This is a genomic window from Acidobacteriota bacterium (assembly GCA_016208495.1).
GTDB lineage: Bacteria > Acidobacteriota > Blastocatellia > Chloracidobacteriales > Chloracidobacteriaceae > JACQXX01.
In genome coordinates this window covers 1-17,604 of sequence record JACQXX010000130.1, presented here as the reverse complement: position 1 = coordinate 17,604, position 17,604 = coordinate 1, and the positions used below count along the sequence as shown (strand labels likewise).

Sequence of the window (17,604 nt, the reverse complement as noted above, 5' to 3'; positions counted from 1 at the left end):
GACCTGTCCACAGGGGAGAGCGCCAGAGGCTCGTCACGACCTGCCAGCCACTCTGAGAACGAAACTTCCGAAGGCAATCCGCTCACGCGGCAAAACCCTCGGAGCAAAGCATATAGCAACTTAATATGTTTTGTGGAACAGTATTTGCACCACCTTTCAATTGCCAAAGGCTCGCTTATGGAAGTTGAAACTCATCTTATAATTTCCATTCGGTTGCAGTTTACCACCCGTGAGGAAGCCAAATTAGTTTGGCAATTAAGTCAACAAGTCGGAAGATTGTTAAATAAACTTATAAACTCATTGAATTCAAAGAATGTTAACCTGAACCCTGAACCCCGAACCCTGAACCCCGAACCCCGAACCCCGAACCCCGAACCCCGAACCCCGAACCCTGAACCCTAAGCCCATGCCTTTCCAACCCATTGAATTTGAAGTCTTTAAAAATCTGTTCGTTTCGATTGCCGAGGAAATGGGTGTGACGCTGTGTCGCACGGCGTTTTCCCCCAATATCAAAGAGCGCCTTGATTTTTCATGTGCCGTCTATGATGCCCGTGGCGAAACGATTGCCCAGGGCGACCATATGCCAGTTCACCTTGGGGCCATGCCGCTTTCGGTTCAGGCCGCCATTGAGGCCGTTCCAATGGAAGAAGGCGATGTGGTCATTGTCAATGACCCGTTCTGCGGCGGCACCCATCTGCCGGACATCACCTTTGTCTCTCCGGTCTTCGCGCCGACGAAGCGAACACGTGGCCGCCGAACGCTGGCTTTTTATGTTGCCAACCGGGCGCACCATTCGGATGTCGGTGGAATGAGTCCTGGATCCATGCCGCTGGCGTCGGAACTGTTTCAGGAAGGGCTGATCATTCCTCCAATCAAGCTGGTCAGCCGTGGAAAAATGGTGCGGGATGTGTTGGCGCTGATTTTGGCGAATGTTCGAACTCCGACCGAACGCGAAGGCGATATCGCGGCCCAAATTGCCGCCAACCGCACGGCTGAACAGCGGTTGCTCCACATGGTCGCCAAATACGGGCAGGGGCGGGTTGAAACCCAGGCCGCAGCCTTACAGAACTACACTGAACGGGTGATGCGGGCGACAATTGCTGAAATTCCGGATGGAACCTATTTTTTCGAAGACGCCCTTGATGACGATGGCTTCAGCCAGCATCCGATTCGGATTTGTGCCACTGTCAAAATCGCGGGTGACCAGGCTGAAGTTGATTTTTCAGGCAGCGACCCGCAAACCAAAGGCGGCGTCAACGCCAATTTTGCGATGACCTTGTCGGCAACCCTGTATGCTTTTCGATGCCTGGTGACAGAAAATATCCTGTATAACGCGGGTATTGCCCGGGCGGTGAAAGTTCAGGCGCCGGCAGGCTCCATTGTCAATGCCAACCGACCTGCCGCTGTGGCTGGTGGTAACGTTGAAACTTCGCAACGAATTACGGATGTCCTGCTTGGGGCCTTAGCGCAGGCTCTTCCAGACCGCATTCAGGCGGCCAGCCAGGGAACTATGAATAATGTGACGCTCGGAGGAACTGACTTCAGGTCCGGGAAGCCGTTTGCCTACTATGAAACCCTGGGCGGTGGGATGGGTGGTCGAGCCGGTTTGGATGGAATCAGTGGCGTTCACACCCATATGAGCAACACCCGCAATACCCCGGTCGAAGCGATTGAACATTATTTGCCGGTTCGAGTCCGTCAGTATGGATTGCGAAAAGGAAGCGGTGGAAATGGACAGTTTCGAGGAGGCGAAGGACTGGTTCGTGAATATGAAATGCTTGGGGAAACTGAAGTTACCGTTATTTCCGAGCGCCGCACCAGCACCCCGTATGGATTATTTGGCGGTAATTCCGGCCAGTCTGGGTGCAATCTTGTGATCCACGACGGAGTTGAAACTGAATTGCCCGGCAAGGTGAATCTCAAGCTCAACGCTGGCGACCGGCTACGGATTGAAACCCCAGGCGGGGGCGGGTATGGGAGGAATGAAGAATTTGATTAGTGGTTAGTGGTTAGTGGTTAGTGGTTAGTGATGCCAGTGAAGAGTTGAAAAAATGAGCGGATTTGAACCCGCGAAGCGGGTGACATTCTTCAAGCCTCGGGTGCAATGAGCGTCAGCGAATGGAATCCGTGGCATTCATCACCGGTCAGCGTGGCCTGGGCGACGGCTGAATTCATCGCCACCGATTCTGTTTTCCACGGATTCCGCTCCGCTCCACCCGAGGCTTTAACTCTTTCGCCCAGTTCCTGGGCTCAAACCCCAAAAACCGCTTCAACTCTTCACTGGCATCACTAACCACTAACCACTAACCACTCATCACTCATCACTCATCACTCATCACTAAAAGTATTGATTTCTAACCACTAACCACTAACCATTAACCACTTTTTTCATTCTCAATTCTGCGTTCTTGATACATAATTCCTCCCACTCCTTATCTCCGAACTTGAAACCACCTTCCATATGATGCGAATTTCAGCCAGTACTGCCTGGGTAATCCGACCCAGGCCAATTCCAAATGCCACGCGACGATTGTTTTGTTTCCCTTATGCTGGTGGCGGGGCCACGGTTTTTCATGCCTGGTCGCGGTTGCTTCCTCCAACGGTTGAATTGTGCAATATCCAGCTTCCTGGGCGCGGAAGTCGCCTTGGGGAAACTCCGTTTACCTCGCTCCCGCCGTTGATCGAAGCCGTTGCCAGTGCGCTGACCCCATTCTTTGATCGGCCATTTGTTTTTCTCGGACATAGCATGGGTGGACTTGTCAGCTTTGAACTGACCCGGTACCTGCGCCACTATCGGCACCCAATGCCTGAACGATTGGTGATTTCAGGGCGTGGCGCACCGCACCTCCCCGATCTAAAAAAACCGCTCCATGCGTTGCCGGAAATCGAGTTTCTGCATGAACTTCGGCAATTGAATGGCACGCCACGTGAGGTCCTCGACAACCAGGAGTTGATGCAATTGTGTTTGCCGATTCTCCGGGCGGATTTTGCGGTGTGCGAAACCTATCGGTATCAACCAGAACAACCATTGGACTGCCCCTTAACGGTTCTGGGGGGAATTGCCGACCGTGACATTGACCGTGAACGACTCGAAGGCTGGCGCGTGCATACCACTCGGGAATTTCAGCTTCGGATGTTTCCAGGAGATCATTTTTTCCTGCACTCAGCCCAAACCGAATATCTACAACTGGTTAGTGCGTTGCTGGCCTGAAGGGAATCTAAAATGACGGACGAATGGCTTTCCGGTAGTGATCAAAATGAGTTGGTCCCGAATGTCGTTCAGGTGTGGCGGGCTTCAATTTCCAATCTGGCGACTTCGCTTCCGGCGTTTCAAGCCGTTTTGGCCGAAGATGAGCTGGCGCGTGCCGGGCGGTTCTTTTTTGAAAAAGACCGGGTCCAGTCAATTATCAGCCGAGGGCTATTGCGGACGCTCTTGGGACGCTACCTTAACCTCGAACCTGCCGAACTCGCTTTTCAATATGGCGAGCGGGGCAAGCCTTCACTGTCCAACCAGCCAGATCCCTTTCAACCACTTGAGTTTAACCTGTCTCACTCAGGAGATCTGATTCTTTGTGCCTTTGCCCTGGATTGCGAAGTTGGAATTGACGTGGAGCATATTCGAGGTGATTTCGAGGGGGAACGGATTGCCAATGATTTATTTTCAACCTGTGAAAAACTGATGCTGGCCGCCATGCCCGAACCGCAGCGCCAGGAATCGTTTTTCGTATGTTGGACCTGCAAGGAAGCCTATATCAAAGCCCGTGGAACCGGCCTTTCAATGCCGCTCAACGAATTTGATATTTCCTCGGCCATGGATGAAGGGAAAACGATTGTGTATGACAGTACCTGTGAAAAACCACGGTGGTGGGTGCGTCGCTTTTCACCTGGGCCGCACTATGCGGCTGCCGTTTCCGGTGAAGGTCGGTACCCTCAGTTTCAGTTTTATGATTTTCAACCTGAATTTTGAGAATGGAGGCATTTGAATGATTTGCTTGAAATGCAATGCCAATGTACCTGACGGATATCGGTTTTGCGTGCAATGCGGCACCCCGGCCAATCCAACCCCAGCAACTCCTCAACCTCCGCCTGGGTATCAGCCTGGAGGGTATGTTCCCCCTCCCTATCAACAAGGACCACCGCAAGGGTATCCGCCTCCACAACCACCACCTGCCTATCCACCCCAGGGAGGATATCAACCGCCACCCGGACCGGGCGGGTATCAATCGGGCGCAGGTGGCCTGCAATGTTCGATTGAACCAGCCGGTGCCTTTGCACTGGCGGTAGTGACACTTCGACCTGAACAATCAATCAAGGCCGAAGCTGGTGCGATGGTTTCGATGTCGGCCAATGTTGATCTTCAGTCGCAGGCACAAGGCGGCATTATGGGTGTTTTGAAGCGGGCCGTGGTTGGTGAATCAGCCTTTATCAACACCTTTACCGCTCGCGGCGGTCCTGGCGAGGTGACCTTTGCCCCTCCGGCGCCAGGCGACATCGTGGTGCTTGAACTGGCAAATCAATCATATTTCGTTCAATCAGGCGGCTATCTGGCTTCCTCCCCAAGCATTGAACTCGACCTGAAATTTGGCGGGGCGAAATCATTTTTTTCAGGTGAAGGACTCTTCCTGATGAAGTTATCGGGAACCGGAACCCTCTTGATATCAAGTTTTGGCGCCATCCGGCGTAAACGGCTGAACCCAGGGGAACGCTACATTGTGGACACCGGCCATATCGTGGCGTTTGAAACCAGTGTTCAGTACACGATTCGCAAAGCTTCACAGCAAGGGTTTTTCCGAAGCATGGTCAGCGGCGAAGGTTTTGTGTGTGAATACACCGGACCAGGCGAAATCTTCCTGCAAACCCGCAATCTGTCAGCCTTTGCCGGTGCCCTGAAAGCCTTTTTCCCAACCAGCGGAGGATAAACCATCCGGGTTCCGGGTTCCGGGTTCCGGGTTCCGGGTTCCGGGTTTTCGAATTTATGTCCTTTATGTCCCTTTTGTCCTTTTGCCTTTTTCCCCCGAACCCTGAACCCTGAACCCCGAACCCTGAACCCCGAACCCCGAACCCTGAACCCCGAACCCGATTCTCATCCTCAAAAGAATCCGATTCGTGACAAAAAAGCCCCAGTCTTCCCATTTTCGTTTCCCTCAACTGTGATTTCCATAGACTGACGCCACACCGAACCAGATTCGGCTTGTGATTGTGGTGGGGTCTGGTTCGTTTCGCAGGCACTCTCCCAGACATTCAAGTTCAAAAGCACCTGTCCAAAACGGGATGGGAGATGTGTTTTCTTTTTTCAATTCCGCCTCGATCTTCGAATCAAGGAAGGACTCACATATGTCGAAACGATTTGCTCAACTCTTTTTGTATCCGCTGGTACTGGCGCTGCTGGTCGGGGTGGGATGGACCGCTTCGGTTTTTGCTCAGGCCACCGATGGTGGCATCAATGGGAAAGTCATTGATGAATCCGGCGCCGTTATCAGTGGCGCGTCGGTCAAGGTCACCAATATGGAGACTGGCTACAGCACCACTGCCACAGCCGATGCTTCCGGTTTGTTCCGAATCAATTACCTTCCCGTCGGAAAGTATTCGATCTCAGCCGAAGCCGGCGGTTTTAAAACAACGTCCATTGATAATGTCGGGATTGCGCTCAATGCCGTGATTGATGTGACAATTAAAATGCTGCCGGGTGAAGTGAGCGAAGTTGTCACCGTTTCTGGCGGCGACGTGCTGGTCGAAACCAGCAGCTCGATCCTCGGCAACACGTTTGAAGCCCGCAAAGTGGTTGAATTGCCGAGCTTTAACAACTCGCAACTCGAACTGGCGCTGCTGGCCCCAAATATCACGTCTCAGGCTGGCGGAACTGCCGGCGAAGGTGGTTCGGTCGGCGGCAACCGCCCCCGCAACAATAGTTTCACCCTGGATGGCGTGGACAATAACGACACGATTCTGACCGGGAGCGTGATCGAAGTCATTCCGGAATCGGTGGCTGAATTTACGCTCCTGACCAATCAATACACGGCGGAATTTGGACATTCGTCCGCCGGTCAATTCAATACCATCACCAAATCCGGCACCAATGAATTCCATGGTGGCGCGAGCTGGTTCAACATCAACCGCAATTACAAGGCGGTGGATCATTTAACCAAAGAAGCGATTGCCCGTGGTGAACTCCCCGACAAGCGACCACGCTTTGATTTCAACCGCGTGGCTGGTTTTTTAGGCGGACCGATTATCAAGAACAAATTGTTCTTTTTTGGGGCTTACCAGTATGACACGACGGGTACGGCAGGAGATCCAGCCAGTTTCCTGACACCCACTGCCGCCGGGTTTGCCCGACTTGAAACCCTCAATGGGGTGAGTCCGGTCACCCTTGGACTGTTAAAACAATACACCGTCCCCGCCAGTGTCGCTGAAACCACGGTGCCTGTTCTTGGACAGGAAATTCCGGTTGGAACAGTGAACTTCCTCAATGCCGATTTTGAAGCCAATCACACCTTTAACGTCAATGTGGACCAGGTGCTGGGCAATGGTGATCAGGTACGGTATCGCTACAACTATGCCAGATCCACCCAACCGAATAATGGAAATGGCAATCCGGTGTTTAACGGGGCATTCACCCAGTTGAATCAACTGGCATCGGTCGCGTTCATTCACAACTTCTCGCCGACGTTGATCAATGAAACCCGGATTTCGTACCGGCGCAAAAACAACTCGTTTGGCGTGCCCGATGAATTTGCGGCTTTTCCAAACTTCAGCTTTAACGATACGGGGTATGTCTTTGGTCCCCAGGGTGAATCACCCCAGGGTGAAACCACCAACAGCTACCAGTATGTCAACAACCTGACCTGGCTCAAGGGCAAACACACCTTGAAATTCGGCGTTGAATTCCGCAACGTCATTTCCTCCAACGGTTTCCTACCGCGCGGACGTGGCGAATACGACTACTCAACGCTTGAAGAATTCCTGCGCGACCTCAAACCGACCGGTTTTAACGGCGGGTTGAAAGGCGTCGGCTCATCGGCGTTTGCCGCCAACCGGAAATCCATTTACTGGTTTGTGCAGGATGACGTCAAACTCACATCGAACCTGACGTTGAATCTGGGCCTGCGCTATGAGTTCTACACGATTTTCCGGGATGAAAAACTCCAGGCGCTCAACGCCATTGCCAACGTGCCGGGCGTGATCGAGTTCGGTGTTCCGAAAACCGACAAAAACAACTTCGCGCCGCGCATTGGGCTGGCCTGGGCACCGGATTACAAGGAAGGCATCGGTCACTTCCTGTTTGGCAACAACGGCGAAAGCTCAATCCGTGCCGGTTTCGGAACGTCGTTTGACGTGGCCTATGGCAATCTGGGCACGCTCCAGTTGCCGCCGCAATTCCAGCAGGAACTCAATACCGCTGCCGGTGATGGCGGTGCGTTTGGGACCGCGACCAACTTTATCGCCAACGGTGGTTTGGGCAATACCCCCATTCCTCCCAATACCCCGGCAGATGCCCGCGCCGCATCATCCGCCTTTATTCCAGATCGGGTGTTGCCCTACACCATGAGCTGGAGCTTGAGTTACCAGCGCCAGTTGCATCGGGACTGGAGTGTTGAACTTCGGTATCTGGGCACGCGTGGCGTCAAGCAAATTGCTCAAATTCGGTTGAATGGCGGAAATAGCATTTTCCCAATCGCCGGGTTCAGTTTGCCAACCTACTTGAATGCGTCACAGGTGCCGGATCAGGGAACGCTCGACTCCATGCGGACGCTGGACGAGCTGCTCAATATTTCAATCTATGGCAACGGTGTCGGCGGATTGGGTGTGGCTGATTTTGTCAGTCCAACCATGACGGCGTTTCTTCCGGTTGGAAGCTCAACCTACCACGCGGGGTCGGTTGATCTCACGAAACGGTTTTCACATGGCTACACGATGTCAGCCGCTTACACGTTTAGCAAGACGATTGACTTTGGGACCAATGACCTGTTTACAAGCTTTATCAACCCCCGCCGGGCCCAGGATGGCTTTAATCTGGGCGACATGCGCGGGCTTTCAGCCATAGATCGTCCCCATCGGTTTGTGACCTCAATCATTTGGGAGCTGCCGTGGTTCCGAAAGAGCCAGAACCGACTGGCGCGAACACTCTTGGGTGGCTTCCAGTCCAACCTGATCTACACGGCTGAAAGTGGCCAGCCATTTACGGCGCTGAGTGCAACCGATAGCAATTTGAACGGTGACACGGCTGGTGATCGGGCCCTGTTTAATCCAAATGGTATTCCAGGAACTGGGAGCAATGTCACGCCAGTGACAAACTCACAGGGCCAAACGGTTGGCTATCTCGCCGTGAACCCAAATGCCCAGTACATTCGAGCTGGTCAGGGCGTCATTTCCACCGTTGGTGCCAATACACTGCGTTCACCTGGAATCAACAACTTTGACATCTCGATTTTCAAGGATTTTGAAATTCGGGAAGGCATGCGGCTGCAGTTCCGAACCGAGATGTTCAACGCCTTCAATCACGAGCAGTTGACCGTCGGCAACGGGAGCGTGGTTGATCCTGGCCAAATCGGGATTACCAATGCCACCAACCTGGCGTTTGCCAACGTGGCCAGCCCCTCGTTTAACAACCCGCGTGTGTTCGCGGGACGTCCGCGCACGATTCAGTTTGGGCTCAAGCTGATCTTTTAGGATGTGAGGCCGGGTTGAGGACGGCACCTGAAAACTGAGACTGAGCCAGGTCGGGACCGGGCAATGGAGTTTGGATTTCTGTTCGTGTTGATTGTGGGATGTCGGAAAAGAAATCCACGCCAACCCTCTGTCCTGACCGGCCCGGTGTCTGGCCGAAGGGTATCGTTTTTGACCTGCCTCCTCCTTTTTTTTATCTGGAGGGAATATGAATACACTTTGGATGAAACCATTCCTGGGACGCACCGGATACTGGTTCGGATGTGTTCTGGGACTGGTGTTTTTGCTGACACAATCTGCCTGGGCGCAGGGAACAAATGGACGTCTGATTGTGACGGCCAAAGATCAGACCGGCGCCGTCGTGGCCGGTGCCACCGTAACTATTACAAATATTGGGACGTCAACGGTTGTTACAAACACCGCAAATGAGCTTGGCGTCGCGATTTTCCCGCAATTGCTGGTCGGACAGTACACCGTTACGGTTGAAGCCCCCGGTTTTAAAAAGGCAGCCCGCGAAGACGTCAAAATTGACGTGGGCCAGGAATATGGCCTGACGGTCGGACTTGAAGTCGGTTCCGAAGGCGAAGTCGTAACGGTTTCAGCCGGCGAAGAGTTGGTGCAAACCTCAACCGCCGAAGTGAAAAACACCGTGAACCAAAAGCAAGTCCAGGATTTGCCAATCAATGGTCGCGACGTGCTGCAACTCATTCAGTTGCAGGCGGGCGTGGCCAGTGGCAGCAATAACGCTCAGGACAATGCCTATACCATTATCAATGGACAGCGGGCAGGCACCGCGTCGGTTACCCAGGATGGCATCAACATTCAGGATAACTACATTCGTGAAAATTCATTGGATTTTACCCCGAATCGGCCAACCGTTGCCCAGGTGGCTGAATTTTCGGTGACAACCCAAAACGGTGATGTGGACGTTTCGGGAGGCGCATCAGCGGTTCGAACGATTTCCCCATCCGGAACAAACGAGTTTCATGGGCAGGTCTTTGAATATCACCGCAATAGCGCGCTCGGCGCCAATGACTTTTTCAATAATCTACAAGGGTTGGAAAAACCACAACTCATCCGAAATCAGTTTGGATTTACCCTGGCTGGCCCAGCCATTAAAGATAAACTGTTTTTCTTTATGTTTTATGAAGGCGTGAAAGAACGCCGAAGCGTGCCACAAACCAACACCATTCTCCTGCCCAATGCCCGACAGGGGATCTTTACCTATCGAGACAATAGCGGCCAAACCCGGACCGTAAACCTGTTTGGACTCAGCGACATCGGACCTGATCCAGCCATGGCGGCGATTATCAACCAGTTGCCAACCAGTGGGAATTCCACCGCACAAGGTGATGGTCTCAACACCACGGGGTTTTCGCTGAACCGGTCGTTTAACCGGGACCGGAGTTCCGGCGGCTTCCGCCTTGATTATGTGATGAACGCCAGCCATCGGTTCGAGGGAATTTATAACCGGGCGTATGAAACGGTTGACCGACCGGATGCCGATTTGATTTTTACCCAAAAACCACTGGTGAATAACGTCACGGACACCAACTTTGCCGTGGGTGCCTGGACCTGGGTCATCAGCCCGCGAATGACGAATGAACTCCGGATCGGTGGAAACCGACCCGTTGGAAACTTCAACTCAGAAGCGGATTTGAACTCCGTGTTTTACGATCTGCCCTTGATTACAAATCCGGTCAATACATTTACCAGCCAGGGTCGGACAACGACCTCACTTTCATTTATTGATAGTGCGTCCTACACCATCGGGTCACACTTTATGCGGTTTGGTGGTCAAATCAATCGTGTCCGGACCAATCCATTTCTGTTTAGCAATGGGACGCCGCCCTTGTTTACCATCGGTTTCGGCGCGGGGGCGCCTGACGATGCCGCATTAACCTCCGGCAATTTCCCTGGAGGGATTGATGCCACCCAGCTTGCCACTGCCAACAATCTGCTGGCGTTACTCGGCGGAGTGATTGCGGAAGGACTGGTCAGTTATGAGGTTACCTCACAGACTTCAGGCTTCCAGCGGGGCATTCGCAATCAACGCAACCTGGAGTATAAGGAATACTCGGGATATTTTACCGACTCGTGGCGGATTCACCCACGGGTTACCCTTAATTTGGGGATGCGATGGGATTACCGGACGCCGTTAACGGAACGGGATAACCTGTTACTCACCCCAACGCTCAATGGCCGCAATGTACGTGACGCCGTGCTTGATCCAAACGGAACGCTTGAGTTTGTCAATGGATTTGTCCATGACCCCGACCGTGACAATTTTGCCCCAAACATCAGTCTCGCCTGGGATATTCCTGGTCTTGGCCGTCAGACAGTATTGCGGGGTGGATATTCGATTTCGTATGTCAATGATCAGGCATTTATCGGGCCATACAATGCATTGCGAGGAAACGACGGATTGCAGTCCGCGATCAATGTCAATGATTTGTTTGGGACCGCCACCAACGACATTCCTCAGCTTTTGCAGACAACCTTTGCGCCACCACAGTTTCAGGTCCCGCGTACCTATCTGCAGAATTTCCAGCTCGACAACACCACGGCTGCTTTTGGAATTGATAAGCAATTCAAAACGCCGTTTTTCCATCAGTGGAACGTCAGCATGGATCGTGAGTTGACCAATAACATGGTGGTTTCGTTCCGCTATGTCGGCAACAAGAGCACGAATCTGGTTCGAGGGGTTGACTTCAACCAGGTGGATGTCCTGGGCAATGGTTTTGCCGATGATGTGCTGCGGGCACAAAGCAACGGCTTCCTGGCCCTGGCACAGACTGGTCGGTTTGATCCACGCTTTAACCCGAACATCAACGGCAGCCAGCAACTCACAGTGTTTCCAAATCTGGTGGCGGGTGGAGTTCTGACCAATACTGGGACGATTCAACCGTTGATCCAGCGTGGTGAAGCCGGTCAACTGGCCGCGATTTATCATCAGTTGGGGCTCAACGGCAGCGTCAATTTTGTGGCCAATCCCAACCTGTTTGTGGCTGACGTGCTGGCCAACAATACCGAATCCAATTATCACGCCTTGCAGGTTGAATTGCGACACCGGTTTTCAAATGGGTTGACGTTCCAGACCAACTACACCTGGAGCAAAAACCTGACGACCTCGCCCAATATCAATCCACAGGTGTTGTTTGAACCGCTGCTGGACAACAACCAGCCGGGGCTTGAATATGCACGGGCTCAAACTGACATTCCGCATATCTACAAAGCCAATGTGATCTATGAGTTGCCGTTTGGTCAAGGAAAACGGTTCAATCCAGGGAACTCGATTCTGCGCAAGGTGGTGGGTGGCTGGGCAGTCACCTCGATTATCAATGTGCAGTCCGGAAGCCCATTTTCAATCATTTCCGGTCGCGGTACCTTAAACCGGGGGGGGCGCTCAGGCAATAACACGGTGATTTCATCGCTTACCAACGAACAAATCAAAGATATGATTGGTGTGTATCAAACAGCGAATGGAATCTACCTCATCAACCCATCCATCATTGGGCCGGATGGTCGGGCCGTATCTCCAGATGGTCGCGGACCATTTGCCGGGCAAGCCTTTTTCAATCCACGGGCCGGTTCAGTCGGCAGCGTGGCCCGAAATTCGTTCAACAACCCGGTGTTTACCAACTGGGATTTCAGTTTCTTGAAAGTAACTCCGATCACCGAACGCATCACCACTGAATTCCGGGCGGAATTCTTTAACTTCAACAATCACCCAGTCTTTGGGATTGATAACCAGAACATCAACAGCGCGGTGTTTGGCCAGGTCGGCTCGCAGTTGAACAACCCACGGGTGGTCCAACTGGCGTTCAAGATCGTGTTTTAATACCAGTCAGTAGTCAGTAGTTCGTAGTCAGTAGTTCGCTAAGTACAAGTCCCCATAAATGGGGGATGGAATTTTGGTTCCTCCGAATTGGCTTTCGCCCGGATGGGCGCTGGAAGCTGGTTCGGGTCCCGGTTTTCGTCGAATTTCTGGCTTCTGGCTCACGACTCCTGTTCCAGCGCCCATCCGGGCGAAAACCAATTTTCTCCTGGCCAGTGGTCGAATTTCATCCCCCTTTAAGTACCTTGTCATAAGTTTCCTAAGATATTGGATTGGGTAAGTGTTTGATTCTTTTCGTGTAGTTCGTGTGTTTCGTGGTTAAAATGTCTGGAAATTTTCGGTAAGGTACTTAATGGGGACTTGTACTTAGCGAACTGCTGACTACTGACTACTGACTACTGACTACAAACTGGTATTAGATGGGGCTGAAGAAATCGGGTCAATCCTCCTCCTGAAATCTTCCACTCAATCCTCAATTCCATTTTTTTGTAACAAGCTGGATTTTCGGATCCAGCTTGTTTTCTTTTTGGTGAAAATTTGTTCAATTCTAGTTTTTCCCGACTGGAAGGGAGAATTTTTGATTTTTTTAGGAACAAAATACTGGTTTCCGAGTGTATAGAAGCACACATTTCCTTCCGTCGCACACACGCTGGTTTTAGTTTTCCACTCAGGCCAAACTTTATATCCTCAACCATCCTCATGTTCTGTGTATTGTTTGCACAGCAGGAAGCAGGACCCTTCATGACCTGGTGCGATTGGAAATCCTGGAAATACGTCACCCTGGCCTGGGGCATTGCCTTTGTGTATTTCGTGTGCCAGACGACAGTGGCCATTTCCCTTTTTCTCCCCAACGAACCAATGCCCTGGTGGCGAATCATCAAAGGGTGTTTCCTTTTTTGTTTGCTATGGCTTCCCACCACGCAATTTGCCATTGGGATGGCCCGCCGATTCCATCTGGAAGGCCGTAAGTTTCTGGTATATCTGGTGGTCCACTTTGTGACCGGGTTTGTGGTTTCGGTTGTGATTCACTCCATTGGAATTATCGCCATGAACTGGTACCCAATTCAGGCTGGTGAATTTACCCTGCATAACTACTCAATTGAATTGCTGATGCGGATCAACCTGAGTTTACTGATCTATTTGATGCTGGTTTTTACCACCCACGCCTTTGATTATCGCCAGGAATCACAAGCCCGGCTGATCCGGGAATTACAACTCCAAACCCAGCTTGATCAAACCAAACTCCAGGCGCTGAAAATGCAGTTACATCCACATTTTCTCTTCAATGTTTTGAATTCAATTTCAGTGTTACAAACCCAGGATTTACCCGGCGCACAAAAAATGGTGCATCGGCTGGGGGAGTTTCTGCAAAAGATTCTCTACCAATCAGATAGTGTTCAGGTCAGGCTGGAACAGGAACTGGAGTGCCTGGAGTGTTACCTGGACATCGAACGGATTCGCCATCGCGACCGGCTGGTGGTTACAGTTGTGGTCTCGCCCGAAGCCCTCAATGTGTATGTTCCAAGTCTGATTCTCCAACCCGTGGTTGAAAATGCGGTTCGATATGCCATGACGGGGCTTGATACCATTGGTGAAATCATCATTCGGGGGAAGATTTTGGGAAATCGGTTGCAGCTCGACGTGATAGACAATGGCCCCGGGTTGACCCTGTCCAACCAGAAATCCCCATCGGCTCGAAAGGGAATCGGTCTGGCAAACACAAAAGCCAGGTTGGAACAATTGTATGGCCGGGAAGCAAGCCTCGAACTCGTTTCAGCCGCGGAAGGGGGAGTCAAGGTGACACTTACGGTCCCCATTCAACCGGAAGCGGAACTTCAATTCAAAAATATTCTGGAAAGTGTGATGATATGACTCAACCCCATCCGATTTCGGTGCTCATTGTGGATGACGATTCGCTTTCGCGTGATTGTATGCGAACCATCGTCGAAGCCAACTCTGAATTTTCGGTGATTGGCGAATGTACCTCCGGGCTGGGCGTCGTCAAAGCCCTGGAAGATATGTCACCCCAACTCATTCTTTTGGATATTCAGATGCCGATGATGAATGGGTTGGAACTGGTCGAATCACTTGGCGAATTGCTCCCGCTGGTGGTATTTGTGACTGCTTTTGACCGCTATGCCGTGGCGGCGTTTGATCATCACGCGGTTGATTATGTGCTAAAGCCAATTGACCGCCTGCGCCTGGAAAAATCACTTCAGCGGGCGAAGGTCATCATTGAAACCCGACAAAAACACGCGTTTAACCAGAAATTGATTGCCTGTTTACAAGACTTGAAATTGAAATATGCGGCCACCAGCGAGCAAATCCTGATCCGGTCGGCTGGAAACAGTATGTTCCTGCGTGTCCAAACCATTGACTGGATTGAAGCCGAGGGCAGTTACGTCAGGCTGCACATTGGAAAAAACTCGCATTTGATCCGGGAAAACATCGGATCGTTTTTGTCCCGCATGGATCCGAAAATCTTTGTCCGGATTCACCGATCTGTCGCCGTCAATATTGATCGAATTGTTCGATTGCAATCGCTCCTGCACGGAGACATGCGGGTTGTCTTGCGTGACGAGACCGAACTGATTCTCAGCCGAAGCTACCGGCAAAACCTGCGTGACATTGGGGTTTAGGGTGAAGACATCGGGCTGAAAATCCTTGTACTTAGGGCTTGGGGCTAAGACTCGCAAGCCCGACGTCTTCAGCCCCAAGCCCTGAGCCCGACTTCTTGTGATCTGTCAAAAATTGCCCGGTCTCGCGCTCAACCGGAGTCAACAACGCCGTCCAGGCACCTCGACAAAAGGCAGCCAGTCGCATCCATCGGGGCGGACATCGCCCCAAATCAACAACCGGCTTTTGGAACGCCCACCGCCAGCCAAGCTGAAACAGAACCGCCAGCACTGACCAGTGGCCGCCTTTCAAATTTTTAGCCAGGGCGGCGGCAATGCCGAACATATACCCTTGAACCAAGCTTCGTCCCTGGTCCCAGGTGCGAAACCCGAAATGAGTCACCGCTGGGGCCGGAGTTTCATAAATCGGAATTTTGGCCAGCAACGCCCGGACGGCAAAGTCGGTTTCCCCAGCCGATTTAAGCGGCGCTCCAGCACCCAGCATCGGGTCAAATCCATTGAGTTGGTGCCATACCGACCGGCGCAACCCCATACAGGCTGAAATTCCTTCCACGCAATGTTTGTAATAAATTGAGCGAGCTAAAAAACAATCACTCCGGTAATAACCCGGAATAAATCCGGCGTTTGTATCGTGTGGTGCTGTCAGTACATTTCCAAAGACAATTCCAGCCGCAGATTGCTCTGAAAAGGCATTCACCAGTTGACTGATCCAGTCGGGAGCCGCCTCGCAGTCATCATCGGTAATGGCAATCAACTCGCCTTGAGAGAGTGTAATCCCCAAATTGCGCCCGGTTGAGACGCCGGTGGTTGAACTCCGCACATAGTGCAACCGACAATCGGTCTCAAACGGCTGAACTGCCTGACAGGTGTCATCCGATTCACTCTGGTCCACGACCCAGAGGTCAAATCGTGGATAGTCATTGGCCAGAATGGAGGCAATGGTTTGCCGGACCTGATCTCCACGATTGCGTGTGGCAACCACGACCGAAACCGCTGGAAGTATTGAGAGATCCAGATTTGTTTGAACGGACATAGTCGTTCCTTTCACCAATTCAAAAGTCAGGATTTGCCGGAAACCGATAAGTACCCTGTCATAAGTTTCCTGAGATATTGGATTTGGTAAGTGTTTGATTCTTTTCGTGTAGTTCGTGTGTTTCGTGGTTAAAAATGTCTGGAAATTTTCGATAAGGTACTTATTCAGTGGGAATAAAAGATTGAGTCTTTCAGCCTGACCGGCCCTGAGTCCACGAAGTGGGCGGAAGAATGAAAGCCTCGGACGCCAGGGCGTCAGCCCCAGCCCGTGGAAAACAATCCGATGGTCGCGATGAAATGTGGCGGCGAATTGTCGTGTTCCACGGATTCCGCTGCGCTCCACCCGAGGCTCTCATTATTGCGCCCAGTCCCTGGGCTTCGACCCAGGTATTCGAAATAAGTTTTGCCATAGGTCCTTTGCTTGATGAACATGCGGGTTCGAAGACTTTCCCTGGGTTATTCTCTGGCGCCTGCTTCGCAGGTTAAAACCGACATCCCGTTTGAAAACGGAATGAACCGCGTTTCTATCTATAGCATAAAAAATCTTTCACTCAACTGAAAAAATTTGAACTTTTGACTTGACGTTGCCAAACCGGATTCTTTACTGTGTCAACCCACAAGACAAATCAATTTTGGGTAGAGCCACCCTACCCCATTTTATCTGCTTGCGGGAGCATTTAACCTCGATCAGGCGCGGTGTATTCGGCCATTGCCGATGTTCATCAGGCCAACTGAAGACTGTCAATTTCGCATTCTTGGCTGCTGTCCTGGAAACAATGGGTCGTCAGGGGTTGAGTGGCTTCCGTTGGGAGAATAGTTCTCAAGTCTCCGCCTTCAGGCGGGAAAAAGCTGAGAGTTCCGCCTTCAGGCGGGGTATTGAACAGGTCCGGAGTTGAACATGAAACGGTATACAGGGTTGTCAATCGGTGTTCTGTGGGGAGTGCTTCTTTTTTTGGTTCTCCCGGTTTTTGTCGCGCGTGCCACGCATCTCGCTGGAACCAATGAAGTTACCGGCGGCACGCCCATGCATCGGTTGACGGTATCGCCGCGTGCCTACTCGCTCTTGCGCGAAAGTGCGCGATTGGCGGAACCGCGACTCCCGGCGGCGGTCCGGCAGGCGGTCACGTTTACCCTCCAGAGCGACAAGCCGAGCGCGACGGTTCAGGCGGGACAATCCGCCCAGTTCACGATTTCGGCCAAATCGCCACAAAACGTGCGGCTGTCGGTGTTTTTGGAAGCACGTGGACTCCCCGTGACAACATCGGCCACCTTTGTGCCGCGCGGTATCCGTCCCAACGACGACCCAAGCCGGATGACCGTCACGACTCAACCCGGCACTCCGCCGGGCACCTACCCGTTTGAAGTGGTCGGCACCTATTCCGGTCCGCCCCGTGTGGTTCAAACCCTGCCGTTGACCCTGGTTGTGACGGG

At 52.2% G+C, this 17,604-nt stretch carries 13 protein-coding genes; 11 read left to right on the top strand and 2 right to left on the bottom strand.

Annotated features, from left to right (window positions below; genetic code table 11):
- Positions 1–144 precede the first annotated feature (144 nt).
- The 10 genes from HY774_26295 to HY774_26250 all read left to right on the top strand — a co-directional run bounded on the left by HY774_26295 (position 145) and on the right by HY774_26250 (position 15,144).
- Complete coding sequence (locus HY774_26295) at positions 145–402, top strand: four helix bundle protein (GenBank protein ID MBI4752013.1); 258 nt, start codon at positions 145–147, stop codon at positions 400–402.
- A 4-nt stretch (positions 403–406) separates the two neighbouring features.
- On the top strand, positions 407–1,999 hold the full coding sequence (locus tag HY774_26290) for a hydantoinase B/oxoprolinase family protein (protein MBI4752012.1): 1,593 nt from the start codon (positions 407–409) through the stop codon (positions 1,997–1,999).
- A 465-nt stretch (positions 2,000–2,464) separates the two neighbouring features.
- On the top strand, positions 2,465–3,211 hold the full coding sequence (locus HY774_26285; GenBank protein ID MBI4752011.1) for a thioesterase: 747 nt from the start codon (positions 2,465–2,467) through the stop codon (positions 3,209–3,211).
- A 12-nt stretch (positions 3,212–3,223) separates the two neighbouring features.
- Positions 3,224–3,967 (top strand): 4'-phosphopantetheinyl transferase superfamily protein, encoded by a 744-nt coding sequence (locus HY774_26280; GenBank protein MBI4752010.1) that lies wholly within the window; start codon positions 3,224–3,226, stop codon positions 3,965–3,967.
- Positions 3,968–4,238: 271 nt separating this feature from the next.
- The gene (locus tag HY774_26275) at positions 4,239–4,919 is read left to right on the top strand and encodes a TIGR00266 family protein (protein MBI4752009.1); all 681 of its coding nucleotides are present in this window, start codon (positions 4,239–4,241) and stop codon (positions 4,917–4,919) included.
- A 415-nt stretch (positions 4,920–5,334) separates the two neighbouring features.
- Entirely contained in the window at positions 5,335–8,670 is a 3,336-nt protein-coding gene (locus tag HY774_26270; GenBank protein MBI4752008.1) for a TonB-dependent receptor, read from the top strand.
- A gap of 205 nt (positions 8,671–8,875) precedes the next feature.
- Positions 8,876–12,508, top strand: coding sequence for a carboxypeptidase regulatory-like domain-containing protein (locus tag HY774_26265; protein MBI4752007.1), 3,633 nt, complete (start codon positions 8,876–8,878; stop codon positions 12,506–12,508).
- A 65-nt stretch (positions 12,509–12,573) separates the two neighbouring features.
- A complete protein-coding gene (locus tag HY774_26260) occupies positions 12,574–12,759 on the top strand; it encodes a hypothetical protein (protein ID MBI4752006.1) in 186 nt (61 codons plus the stop codon).
- 487 nt (positions 12,760–13,246) lie between these two features.
- Positions 13,247–14,377, top strand: coding sequence for a histidine kinase (locus HY774_26255; protein MBI4752005.1), 1,131 nt, complete (start codon positions 13,247–13,249; stop codon positions 14,375–14,377).
- Complete coding sequence (locus tag HY774_26250) at positions 14,374–15,144, top strand: response regulator transcription factor (protein ID MBI4752004.1); 771 nt, start codon at positions 14,374–14,376, stop codon at positions 15,142–15,144. Before HY774_26255 ends, HY774_26250 begins: the two co-directional genes overlap by 4 nt.
- A gap of 31 nt (positions 15,145–15,175) precedes the next feature.
- On the opposite strand, the gene HY774_26245 is transcribed toward HY774_26250, so the two are convergent.
- A complete protein-coding gene (locus HY774_26245; protein MBI4752003.1) occupies positions 15,176–16,174 on the bottom strand; it encodes a glycosyltransferase family 2 protein in 999 nt (332 codons plus the stop codon).
- 190 nt (positions 16,175–16,364) lie between these two features.
- The gene (locus HY774_26240; protein MBI4752002.1) at positions 16,365–16,583 is read right to left on the bottom strand and encodes a hypothetical protein; all 219 of its coding nucleotides are present in this window, start codon (positions 16,581–16,583) and stop codon (positions 16,365–16,367) included.
- Positions 16,584–17,071: 488 nt separating this feature from the next.
- Here HY774_26240 and HY774_26235 point away from each other — a divergent pair.
- The coding region (locus HY774_26235; GenBank protein MBI4752001.1) for a hypothetical protein at positions 17,072–17,604 on the top strand (533 nt) is incomplete at its 3' end.

Bases quoted from the DNA above. Each gene is read 5' to 3' on its own strand.
- HY774_26240 (MBI4752002.1), bottom strand. From the start codon at position 16,583: ATGGCAAAACTTATTTCGAATACCTGGGTCGAAGCCCAGGGACTGGGC.
- HY774_26250 (MBI4752004.1), top strand. From the start codon at position 14,374: ATGACTCAACCCCATCCGATTTCGGTGCTCATTGTGGATGACGATTCG.
- HY774_26265 (MBI4752007.1), top strand. From the start codon at position 8,876: ATGAATACACTTTGGATGAAACCATTCCTGGGACGCACCGGATACTGG.
- HY774_26260 (MBI4752006.1), top strand. From the start codon at position 12,574: ATGGAATTTTGGTTCCTCCGAATTGGCTTTCGCCCGGATGGGCGCTGG.
- HY774_26285 (MBI4752011.1), top strand. From the start codon at position 2,465: ATGCGAATTTCAGCCAGTACTGCCTGGGTAATCCGACCCAGGCCAATT.
- HY774_26290 (MBI4752012.1), top strand. From the start codon at position 407: ATGCCTTTCCAACCCATTGAATTTGAAGTCTTTAAAAATCTGTTCGTT.
- HY774_26270 (MBI4752008.1), top strand. From the start codon at position 5,335: ATGTCGAAACGATTTGCTCAACTCTTTTTGTATCCGCTGGTACTGGCG.
- HY774_26245 (MBI4752003.1), bottom strand. From the start codon at position 16,174: ATGTCCGTTCAAACAAATCTGGATCTCTCAATACTTCCAGCGGTTTCG.
- HY774_26255 (MBI4752005.1), top strand. From the start codon at position 13,247: ATGACCTGGTGCGATTGGAAATCCTGGAAATACGTCACCCTGGCCTGG.
- HY774_26280 (MBI4752010.1), top strand. From the start codon at position 3,224: ATGACGGACGAATGGCTTTCCGGTAGTGATCAAAATGAGTTGGTCCCG.